Raw genomic sequence first — 11,337 nt, forward strand, 5'->3', positions numbered from 1 at the left:
GACCGGGCGGTGATCACCGAAGCGATTCACCATGGCTGGTCCTCGGTTTTGTTCGACGCCTCCGACCGCCCGTTTGACGTGGCCCGCAGGGAGACTGCCGAAGTGTGCGAGGAGGCACACGCGGCGGGCGTGGACGTGGAAAGTGAAATAGAGAACATCGTTGGCGTTGAGGACGGGGTGGGCTCCGACGACCCAAACGTCCACTTTTACCCGGACGCCCAGCTGGTTGAGGTAGCAGCCGAAACTGGAACCGACCTGATTGCTCCGGCTTTGGGTACGGCGCATGGGCTTTACAAGGCAGCACCCGTATTGCTGGTTGAAAGGGTCCAGGCACTGACAACCCTTACCGATATCCCGATTGTGCTGCACGGCGGCACAGGACTCGCTGCCGAAGAGTTCCAGGCCTTTATCGCGGCCGGGGTTTCCAAGATCAACATTTCCACCGCGCTTAAACTCGCCTATATGCACTCAGCACGCGACCACCTTGCGGAGGCGGAGCGAACAGGCAAATGGGAGCCCGTGAAACTGTTTGACCAAATCGGTGCGGCAGTGACCGAAATCGTGCTCGAGCACGTTGCACTGTTCGGTTCATCCCAGCGTGCCGGGGTGCTGTCATGAGTTCCGCCCGCGCCCTCATCCTGGACTGTGACGGGGTTCTTGCGGAAACGGAACTCGACGGCCACCTGGTCGCCTTCAACCGTACTTTCGAGCAGTTGGGCTTCCCGTTCCGCTGGAGCGCCGAGGAGTACGGACCCCTGCTGCGCATCGGCGGAGGAAAGGAACGAATAAAGGCCTACCTTGCCCACCATCCGGAAATTGATCTCGGGGCGGGGGATGCGCTTGATGAAAAAATCGCAGCCGCGCACAAGTTGAAGTCGGGAATTTACGTTGACCTCGTGGATTCCGGCGCACTGCCCGGACGCACCGGAGTAGCCCGGATCATCGGGGAGGCGCTGGACGCCGGCTGGCAGGTCGCCTGCGCCTCAACGTCGGCTGAGAAAAGCGTGGAAGCGGTCCTGGCGTCCGTCATCGGGCCCGCGCAGCGCGAGCGTATGGCCGGCGTGTTCGCCGGAGACATCGTGCCGGCCAAGAAGCCTTCTCCCGACATCTACCTTCTCACTGCATCGGAGCTGGGCTGCCGGCCCGAGGAGGTTGTGGTGATCGAAGACTCGCAATCGGGCGCCGCCGCCGCGGCAGCCGCCGGAATGGCCCACCTGGTCACCGTCAGCCACTTCACCGGCGAGGACGAGTTCCCCGCCGCAGCCACAGTGGTTGATTCACTCGGCGAACCCGGCACCCCGGCCAGGGTCCTCGCAGGGCTGGACGTACGCAATGCGGAGGGATTCATAGACCTTCAGGGGCTAAGCCGCATCATCCAGGACAGGGCCGCAACGCTGGCCTGACAACCCCTCCGGCAGTCCACTACGGCCTCTGGCGCAGGATCAGAGGTCGTAGTGGAACTCAAGCCGGATTCTGTCACCACGGAAATGAATCCGCGAGAACTCGAAGGCCACGCCTGAGGAGGATGTGATGCGCTGCTCCAGCAACAGGAGCGGCATGCCAGCGCGGTTGCCAAAGAGCTTCGCATCGGCTTTGGATGCGGTATCGGTCTCCAAGGTTTCAGTCACTTTCGCCATCTGCAGGCCGTAGCTGTGCTCCAGCACTGTGCACAGCTGTTGCGTAGCGAGATCGTGATCCGTTACCCCCGGCGCCAGTGCTTGGGGAACGAAGGACTCGTGCAGGCTGATGGGAACCTCATCCACCCTGCGGAGCCGCCGAATTGCATACACCGGAGTTCCCTCCTCGATGCCGAGCTCGCGTGCAACCCTGGCATCGGCGTCAACCAGCCGGGCGCTGAGAATCTCCGTACTGGTGGTATAACCCTGCTGCTCCAGCTGCTCGCGGATGCCCATATATGACGGGGACCGGGTGCTGATCTTCTGGTGAGCCACGAACGTGCCTTTACCCTGCACCCGGAAAAGAAGGCCCTCCTCAACCAGCTTCGCCAGGACCTGCCGGGATGTCATACGGCTGATGCCAAATAGGGCGTTAAACTCATTTTCGGAGGGGATCTTCTGGTCCGGTATCCATTCGCCCCGCGCAATTTTTCCCCGGATCAGCTCCCCAAGTTGCAGATAAAGCGGAACCGCTGAATTGCGGTCGAGGGTTTCAGTCACCGTGTGGTTCTCTCCTCATGTCCGGACCTGTTACATCCGGTTTGATGATCAGCCGTCATGCAATCATACGACGTCTTAACAATATATACATGTATAGACTTGTACGGTAACCTGATAGCGGCGGAAGACCTCCCGTGTTCCGCCCAGCATATACCTGACGCCTGCAGCAGTACGGCGGACTGTTATGGCCGCTCCATAGCGGCTGATTCACGAGGATGAGGATCAATGGCAACTACCGTAAGCCTGAAACCTGCCGCCCAATGGGTCGAGCTTCGAACTACCAAATCTGACTGGGATGCGGCCGACCCGGTTCTGCTGCAGACCATGCTCGTGCAACTAAACCTCATCAGGGCATTCGAGGAATACGTGCTAGAGCTCGCGGGTCAAAAGCTGATCAACGGCCCTGCCCACTCCTCGATTGGCCAGGAAGGTGGCGCAGTCGGTTCGATCCTTCCGCTGGTCAGCGCGGACCAGATCAACGGATCCCACCGGGGCCACCACCAGTTCCTCGCTAAGGCTCTGGGCCACGTTCAGCCAGGCGGCTTCGACCCCCGGGAAGACTTCTCACCGAAAGTGCGGGAAGTGCTGTACCGGACCCTGTCCGAGATCGCCGGCCTTGCCGACGGCTACTGCAACGGTCGTGGTGGCTCCATGCACCTGCAGTGGACGGAAGCGGGAGCCATGGGCACCAATGCCATCGTCGGCGGTGCCGTGCCGTTCGCGGTCGGGTTTGGCTGGGCAAGCCGTCACGCCGGGACGGACAACGTTGCATTCTCCTACTTCGGTGACGGCGCAGTGAATATCGGTTCCGTGCTGGAATCCTTCAACCTTGCAGCGGCGTGGACCGTACCCACGTGCTTCTTCATCGAGAACAACCAGTACGCCGTTTCCACCAGTGTCGGGGAAGCCACCGGCGAGGCCCGGCTGTCCGGGCGCGGGCTTGGTTTCGGTATTCCAAGCTGGCGGGTTGACGGCCAGGACACGCTGGCCGTGTACCTTGCCACCAAGGCGGCCGTGGATTACATGCGGGACAACGGCGGTCCCACCATTATTGAGGCCGATACCTACCGGTTCTTCCACCAGAACGGCCCCTTCCCCGGCAGCGCCTTCGGCTACCGGACCAAGGATGAGGAAAAGTCGTGGCGCGAGCGTGACCCGATCGCCCTCGTGGAGCAGCACCTGATGCGGCGCGAAATCCTAACGGCCGAGGAGGCCAAAGACGTGCGGGCCCGCTCCAAGAAGCTGATGCAGGACATCGGAAGCACCATCGTTGAGCAGGAGCCGGAAGGAAAGCCAGGACAGCTGCGGATCCGCGAGCATCTCTGGCCCAGCCCCGATTTTATCAACGTCGGTATCCGCGGTGGCATCCCTGCGCTGGATAACGCAGCGGTCAAGAACGCGTCCGACTTCGGACCGGATGAACTCGAAGACAAGAAGTTCGTCGATGTGATCGCGCAGGTCATGCACCGGCGGATGGAACAGGACAACCGCATTGTGGTCCTGGGTGAGGATGTCCACCGGCTGAACGGAGGCTCCCGTGGTGCAACCAAGGGCCTTGCTGACGATTTCCCGGACCGTACCCTCGGAACACCGATCAGCGAGGCGGCCTTCACCGGTTTTGGCGGTGGCCTGGCACTTGACGGGCGCTACTACCCAGTTATCGAGCTGATGTACGCCGACTTCCTGTGGGTGGCCGCCGACCAACTCTTCAACCAAATCGGTAAGGCACGGCATATGTTCGGAGGTGAGCACGACATGCCGCTCCTGTTGCGCATAAAGATCGGCACGAACACCGGGTACGGCTCGCAGCACTCAATGGACCCTGCCGGCATCCTGGCTACCAGCGTCGGTTGGCGCATCATCGCTCCCTCAACCGCGCTTGACTACGTTGGCCTTCTGAATACCGCCATGCGGATGAAGGACCCCATTGCAGTCCTCGAACACGATGCCGACCTTTACAAAGCCGTCCAGCCGGCCCCCAAGGATCTGGACTTCTGCCTGCCGTTTGGCAAGGCGGAGATCCGCCGCCAAGGCGCGGACGTTACAGTCATCAGCTACCTGTCAATGGTCCAGCGCTGCCTTGACGCCGTCGACGCCGCACAGGTGGACGGTGAGGTCATCGACCTCCGCTGGCTGGACAAGGCGAGCCTTGACTGGGACACCGTGGGTGAGTCCATCCGGAAGACCAACAGGGTTCTGATCGTCGAGCAGGGTTCGGCAGGCACTTCCTACGGCGGCTGGCTTGCTGACGAAATCCAGAGCCGCTTCTTCGACTGGCTGGATGCTCCCGTGACCCGTGTCAGCGGAGCTGAGTCGTCCCCCAGTATTTCCAAAGTGCTCGAAAAGGCCGCCCTCGCCAGCACGGACGATATCGTCGCTGCGCTCAAGGGCCTGGTCTGAAGCCGGCCGGGAACAGGAAAGGATCTTAACTGACATGGCACGTTTACTAAGAATGCCCGGCGTATCCGCCGATTCCGACGAGGCCGCCCTCGAGAACTGGCTTGTGGGCCAGGGTGCCACCCTGACCGCGGGTGATTCCATTGCCTCTGTTGAGACAGAAAAGGCAGTGGTGGACGTCGAAGTTGACGAGGACTCCATCGTTCACGCCCTGCTGGCCTCTGCCGGGGACATGGTGCCCGTCGGCGACCCTATCGCCGTCCTGCTCGCCCCGGGCGAACCTACCAGCGCCGGCGAGGAGCTGCTGCGCCAGCTGACGGGCGGGGCGGACCCGACCGTTTCTCCGAAAGCTGACGCCTCGGTCGACAAGGCGGGCGACGCCGATGCAGGAGACACCGTCACGGCTGTGCCCGCCGCGGTGGAATCCGAAACGGTGAGTGCCGGGCCAATGGAAGTGCCGGAGCCAACCCCAGCAACCGCAGAAGACGCGGCTGTGCCGGCGGTCGAAAAGGACGACAAGGGCGGCTCCCCGGCGGCCCCGTCCTCCAACGGCAGGCTCTTTGCCAGCCCGTTGGCGCGACGGCTCGCAAAAGAACTTGGCGTCGACCTGACCGCCGTCAACGGCTCCGGCCCGGGCGGACGGATCGTGCGTGACGACGTCAAGGCTGCAGCCAACTCCACTGAAGCCGCAGAACCAGCCCAGGCACCATCAGCACCCGCCCACAGCCAACCTGCGCCTGCACCTTCGGCGCCTGTTGCTGCCAAACCGCCGGTCCAGGCAGTTGGTACGGCCCAGCCGCACTCGAAGCTCCGCAAGCTGATTGCCTCCCGACTGCAGGAAAGCAAACGTTCTGCGCCACACTTCTACCTTTCACGGCAGTTGAACGTGAGCGCCTTGCTGGAACTGCGCGCCCAGGTGAACCAGCAGTCGGAGGTGCGCGTCTCGGTCAACGACTTCTTTGTCAAGGCGGCGGGGCATGCGCTGGTGGACGTTCCGGAAATGAACGTGATCTGGACGGAGGAGGCTGTTGTTTCCTTCCCTGCCGCGGACATATCGGTGGCGGTGGCAAGTGACCGGGGGCTGGTGACGCCCACCATCCGCAGCGTCGAAAGCCTCTCCCTGACCAGCCTCTCCTCGAAAATCAAAGATGCGGTGGGACGTGCCAATGAAGGCCGGCTGCAGCAATCCGAGCTTGAGGGCGGGACGCTGTCGATCACCAACCTGGGTATGTTCGGCGTCGACGAGTTCGCGGCCATCATCAATCCGCCACAGGCCGCCATCCTGGCCATCGGCGCTGCCAGGCGGCAGCCTCTTGTCGCTGCGGACGGAGCTATCGTGGCCGGGGATGTTGTCACAGTGACGCTGTCCGTTGACCACCGGCCCGTTGATGGAGTCGTGGCAGCGAAGTGGCTGGACCGGCTCGCGCAACTTGTTGAGAACCCCATGCAGATCCTCCTGTAGCCACCCCCCCGGGCGGCCAATGCCCCGAACGAAACCTGGAGAGCTATGACATCTCAACACGCAGCGGGATCGCTCCGGACACCGCTTATCGCCGGCAATTGGAAGATGAACATGGACCATGTCCAGGGGCCCGAACTGCTGGGCCAGCTGGCGGAAGTTCTGCAGCAGGGAAACCATGATCCGGAAGCGGTCGAGGTGGCGGTGTTTCCGCCTTTTACGAGCCTCAGCAGCGTGCAGGGCCGGTGCCAGGAAAGAGGGCTGCCTATCGCATGCGGCAGCCAGGATCTTTCGCCGCAGGATTCCGGTGCCTACACCGGAGATACCAGCGGACAGTTCCTGGCGCGGCTCGGCTGCAAATATGTGCTGGTGGGCCACAGTGAACGCCGCACTATACACAACGAGCCGGACAGCATCGTGCGGGACAAGGTGCAGGCCGCCTACCGGCACCAGCTGGTGCCTGTGCTGTGCGTGGGTGAGGACCTCGCCACCAGGCGCTCGGACAAGCACATCCAGCACACTGTAGGGCAACTCCGCACCGCACTTGAGGGCCTCACACAGGAGCAGTTGGCGGTGTTGGTGGTGGCCTATGAACCGGTATGGGCGATTGGTACGGGTGAAGTTGCCGGGCCTGGCGACGCCCAGGAGATGTGCCACGCCCTCCGCGGTGAAATCAGCAGTTTGTTCTCCGCGGAGTCCGCTGCAGCGGTCCGACTGCTGTACGGCGGATCCGTCAAGGGCAGCAATGCCGGCGAGATCCTGCAGCAACCCGACGTCGATGGCGTGCTGGTGGGAGGGGCGAGCCTGGATGCTGCGGAGTTTGCCGCAATTGCCACGTCCGTGCACGCCCCCGCCCTCTGACATCGTTCACCGTTGCGGGCGCCGACCCTGATGGTCGGCTAGACATGTAAGAGCATGCACTTGAATGAACCATTGAGGGGCGATAGTGTCCCAAAGCACGACCTGTGATCATAACAAGAGGACCAACACAAAGAAGTGTGAGGAGCAGCGCATGGCACCTGCAGGGAAACTCAAGGCCACCCGTTGGGGACGGAGCGCATCATGACGTTCCTGGTGAACAACCCCAGCGACTTTCCGGCTGAACTCGCCGAAGGCTTCATTGCGGCCAACAAACGCTACGTTCGCAAGGTGTTCGGCGGGGCGGTACGCGCCACCGAAAGCCGCGAGGGCAAAGTAGCCATGATTGTCGGCGGCGGCACCGGACATTACCCGGCCTTCGGCGGCTGGGTGGGCCAGGGCATGGCGGACGGAGTTGTCTTCGGTAACATCTTCTCGTCCCCGTCCGCCGTCCAGGCCCTCAGCGTTGGGCAGGCTGCCGACAAGGGCGGAGGTGTCCTCCTTGCCTTCGGCAATTACGCCGGGGACGTCCTGCACTTCGGGGAAGCAGCGGAAATGCTTAAAGCGGCAGGAATTCCGGCAGAAATCGCAGTGGTCACTGACGATATCGCTTCTGCTCCGCCTGAGGAGATGCACAAGCGCCGCGGCATCTGTGGCTGGGTCCCTGTCTTTAAGGTCACGGGGGCTGCCTGCGAAGCGGGCAAAACCCTTGATGAGGTCATTCAGGTGTTCAACAACGTCAACCACAGGACGCGGACGCTCGGAGTGGCTTTCTCCGGCTGCACTTTGCCGGGCGCGGACCACCCGCTTTTCATGGTTCCGGAAGGCAAGATGGGCGTGGGCCTCGGGGTCCACGGCGAGCCCGGAATTTATGACGCGCCGCTGAGCAGCGCCAACGAGGTGGCCCAGCTGCTGGTGGAAGGACTCATGAAGGACCGTCCTGACGACAGCGGCAACCGCGTGCTTGCGTTCGTTAACGGCCTGGGGTCAACAACATACGAAGAGCTGTTTGTCACGTATGGGGCTGTGGAACGCCTGCTTAGCGATTTGGGCGTCGAGGTAGCGGACTGTGAGGTGGGTGAGCTGACTACGTCCATGGACATGGGGGGCATTTCTTTGACCCTTACCTGGCTCGACGACGAAATCGAGCAGTACTGGAACGCACCCGTTGATACGCCCGCAATCCGCCGCGGCGTCAGTGCCGCGCGCCGCTTCATTGACGAATCGAAGCTGGTGACCGACGCGCCCAAAATCTCCGTGGAGGAGGCCGGAAGCGACAAGTCCCAGGCCGCTGCACGTGCCATCGTGGATGGACTTGCCGCAACGCTGGCGATGCTTCAAGACCGGCAGGAGGAACTGGGAAATCTCGACGCCTTCGCCGGTGACGGTGATCATGGTGTAGGCATGGTCCGTGGTGCGGAAAACGGTCTGGCGGCAGCCCGCGAGGTCGCCGGCCAGGGCGGCGGATCCAAGACTGTACTCGCCGCCGCAGGGCACGAATGGTCTGCACAGGCCGGAGGAACCTCCGGGGCGCTGTGGGGCGCCATGCTGGCAGCAGCCGGCCGGGCGCTTGGTGACACGGAGTCCGTGACCCCTGCCATGCAGGTGCAGGCTGCCGAGGAAGCGCTGCAGACCCTCCAGCGTGTGGGCAAGGCCGAACCGGGCGACAAAACAATGTTGGATGCGCTTATCCCGTGCGTCGAGACGCTCAAGGCGGAGGTAGCGGCAGGGTCGCCGATCGCTAAGGCGTGGAGCGCTGCCGCCGAGGCTGCAGCATCGGCGGCAGTGGCCACTGCTCCCATGCGGCCGCGGATTGGCCGCGCCAGGCCACTGGCTGAGCGAAGCGTTGGTCACGCTGATGCAGGAGCTACATCCCTTGCATATGTAATCGCCGTAATCGCAAGTCAAAACCATCTCTAGTGTCAGCTGCCTGAGCAAGATGGCGTGGACCCTCGAGGGTCAAGGTTCTGCCCACACAACGTCGCTCTAGAAGGTCATCGTTGTTGTAGATTCTTGGAATCGTTCTGATTCGGCAGGGGGCAGCACGCAGCTCAGCACTTGAGTCGGGCAACTGCCACCCGGAATAGAGCCTTTCCCATTTCTACAACGCCGATGACGGATACTATGTCAGGTTGCGAGGGTTTCAATCAGCTTATTCTTCCCGTGAACGGACAGTTCCCACCGTCAGGTTGGGCGTACTAAATCTGGCCAAAACAAGAGCGGCGGCGGGGAAGTTTCCTCGCCGCCGCTCTTTCAGCTTTGACTCATTACAGCGCTCAATACAGCTACGGCTGGAGCCAGGCAGTGGTCGCTCCGGGCAGGGAGTCGGCCTGGAGCGGTGAACTGGAGACCAGTACCTTGCCGGCGGGCAGCTTGAAGGCCTCCGTACCGAAGTTCGTTACAGAGGTCCAGCCGTTGGGGCGCCGGAAAGCCACGACATCGGTCCGGCCGGTCTCCAGCCATTCCAGCGTTTCGGTGGTTTGCAGCTGTGACCGGAGGGCCAGCGCCTCGCGGTAGAGGGACAGCGTTGAGTCCTCCTGCGTTTCCTGGGCTTCCACTGAGTGACCCGCAAACCACTCTGGCTGCGGCAAGTGGGCGCCGCCCGTTCCGAAACCGAATGAGTTGCCCGAGGTTTTCCAGGGCAACGGGACACGGCAGCCGTCACGGCCGATTTCCACGCCTTTGTTGCGGAAAAAGGCCGGGTCCTGGCGCTCTGCGTCGGGAATTTCGCTGCCGACTTCCTGCAGGCCGAGTTCCTCACCCTGGTAAAGGTATGCAGAGCCCGGAAGGGCGAACATCAGCAACGATGCGGCGCGGGCACGGCGCAGGCCGAGTTCGACGTCGACGTCCTCCTGCTTGCCGCCGGCGAGCAGCCACTGCTTGCCCGCCTCGCCGGCCATGATCTCGCCCTCGACCGAGGCCCCGGACACGGGAAGCCCGTAGCGGGTAGCGTGCCGGACGACGTCGTGGTTGGAGAACACCCACGTGGAGGAAGCGCCGGAAGCCTCAGCCTCGGCCAGGTTCTTGGTGATGATGTTCCGGAACTGGGCGCCGTCAAAGTCGGCCTGCAGCAGGTCAAAATTAAAGGCCTGTCCAAGGCCCTCCGGGCTGGCGTAGCGGGCCCGGCGGTCCGAGTGCACCCAGGCCTCGGCGACGGCGGTGCGCGGGGGGTTGTACTCGTTGAAGACCCTGCGCCACTCTGCGTAAATCTCGTGGACTTCGTCGCGGTCCCAGTACGGATGCGCACCGGCAAGGTAGAGCGCCTCGCCCTGTGCTTCAAGATCTGCCTTGGTGGGCAGGGACTCTTCGAGGTTCTTGGTCAGGGCATGGGCGACGTCAATGCGGAACCCGTCCACGCCCCTGTCGGACCAGAACCGCAGGGTCTTCAGGAAGTCTTCGCGGACCTCGGCGTTGTCCCAGTTAAGGTCCGGCTGTTCCTTGGCGAAGATGTGCATGTACCACTGTCCCGGGGTTCCCTCGGGTTCTGTAATGCGCTCCCAAGCCGGACCGCCGAACACGGAATCCCAGTCTGACGGCGGCAGTTCACCGTTTTCGCCGAGTCCGTCCCGGAAGATGTAGCGGTCCCGGGCCGGGGAACCCTTGGGCGAAGCGAGGGCTTCCTGAAACCACTCGTGGCGGTTCGAGGAGTGGTTTGGCACGATGTCCACGATCAGTTTGATGCCGGCGGCGTGCAGGGCGGCAGCCATGTCGTTGAAGTCCTCCAGAGTGCCCAGCCGTGGATCAACGTTACGGTAGTCGTCCACGTCATAGCCGCCGTCGGCGAGGGCCGAGGGGTAGAAGGGGCTCAACCAGACCGCGTCGATTCCAAGCTCCTTCAGGTACGGGACCTTGGCGGTGATGCCGTTGATGTCACCGATGCCGTCACCGTTGGAGTCAGAGAAGCTGCGGGGGTAGATCTGGTAGACCGAGGCCTGGCGCCACCAGCTGGGGTCGGCCATGTTCTTGGGCTCCGAGCTGGTTTCCGTGGTGAGGATGGAAGGCAAAACGAGTTCCTTTACTTTTTGTCTGTCATCGGTTTAGCGGCTTGAGTCACTTGACGGCGCCTTGTGTCAGGCCGGCCATTACCCAGCGCTGGGTAAACAGGTAGACGACGATCGCGGGTGCCATCGCCATCAGGTAGGAGGCGAAGGCGACGTTGTAGCTGTTGCTGAACTGGGTCTGGAAGATCTTCTGCAACACCGGGATCGTCTGCAGTTCCGGGTCGGAGATGATGAGCGACGGCATCATGAAGTCGTTCCATGATGCGATGAAAGCGAAGATGCCGACGGTAGCGCTCATGGGTCCGAGCAGGGGGAAAATGAGCTTCCAAAACACCTGCCACGTGCCGGCGCCGTCCATGCGCATGCTTTCCTCCAGTTCCAGCGGGATGGAGCGCAGGAACGCGGTGAACAGCATCGTATTGAACGCCAGGGCAAAGACGATGTG

At 62.5% G+C, this 11,337-nt stretch carries 9 protein-coding genes; 6 read left to right on the top strand and 3 right to left on the bottom strand.

Features of this window, described 5'->3' with window-relative positions:
• Both AC5RWX_RS24945 and AC5RWX_RS24950 read left to right on the top strand, forming a co-directional pair.
• Positions 1 to 618: class II fructose-bisphosphate aldolase (locus AC5RWX_RS24945; RefSeq protein ID WP_494098969.1), on the top strand; the 618-nt coding region annotated here is incomplete at its 5' end.
• A complete protein-coding gene (locus AC5RWX_RS24950) occupies positions 615 to 1,403 on the top strand; it encodes an HAD-IA family hydrolase (RefSeq protein ID WP_494098970.1) in 789 nt (262 codons plus the stop codon). The genes AC5RWX_RS24945 and AC5RWX_RS24950, both read left to right, overlap by 4 nt.
• Positions 1,404 to 1,442: 39 nt before the next feature.
• On the opposite strand, the gene AC5RWX_RS24955 is transcribed toward AC5RWX_RS24950, so the two are convergent.
• Entirely contained in the window at positions 1,443 to 2,177 is a 735-nt protein-coding gene (locus AC5RWX_RS24955; protein ID WP_494098971.1) for a GntR family transcriptional regulator, read from the bottom strand.
• A gap of 225 nt (positions 2,178 to 2,402) precedes the next feature.
• Between AC5RWX_RS24955 and AC5RWX_RS24960 the strand changes: the two genes are divergently transcribed.
• From AC5RWX_RS24960 to AC5RWX_RS24975, 4 genes are all read left to right on the top strand, one after another.
• Complete coding sequence (locus AC5RWX_RS24960) at positions 2,403 to 4,577, top strand: alpha-ketoacid dehydrogenase subunit alpha/beta (RefSeq protein WP_494098972.1); 2,175 nt, start codon at positions 2,403 to 2,405, stop codon at positions 4,575 to 4,577.
• Positions 4,578 to 4,611: 34 nt separating this feature from the next.
• Positions 4,612 to 6,036 (top strand): dihydrolipoamide acetyltransferase family protein, encoded by a 1,425-nt coding sequence (locus tag AC5RWX_RS24965; RefSeq protein ID WP_494098973.1) that lies wholly within the window; start codon positions 4,612 to 4,614, stop codon positions 6,034 to 6,036.
• Positions 6,037 to 6,081: 45 nt separating this feature from the next.
• Positions 6,082 to 6,894, top strand: a complete 813-nt coding sequence (gene tpiA / locus AC5RWX_RS24970; protein ID WP_494098974.1) for a triose-phosphate isomerase — start codon at positions 6,082 to 6,084, stop codon at positions 6,892 to 6,894.
• Positions 6,895 to 7,095: 201 nt separating this feature from the next.
• Complete coding sequence (locus AC5RWX_RS24975; protein ID WP_494098975.1) at positions 7,096 to 8,811, top strand: dihydroxyacetone kinase family protein; 1,716 nt, start codon at positions 7,096 to 7,098, stop codon at positions 8,809 to 8,811.
• Positions 8,812 to 9,176: 365 nt separating this feature from the next.
• Here the strand turns inward: AC5RWX_RS24975 and AC5RWX_RS24980 are convergent, their stop codons facing one another.
• Positions 9,177 to 10,850, bottom strand: coding sequence for a glycoside hydrolase family 13 protein (locus AC5RWX_RS24980; RefSeq protein ID WP_494098977.1), 1,674 nt, complete (start codon positions 10,848 to 10,850; stop codon positions 9,177 to 9,179).
• 91 nt (positions 10,851 to 10,941) lie between these two features.
• The coding region (locus AC5RWX_RS24985; RefSeq protein ID WP_494098976.1) for a carbohydrate ABC transporter permease at positions 10,942 to 11,337 on the bottom strand (396 nt) is incomplete at its 5' end.

This window comes from Arthrobacter sp. SPT-J7, assembly GCF_059089965.1.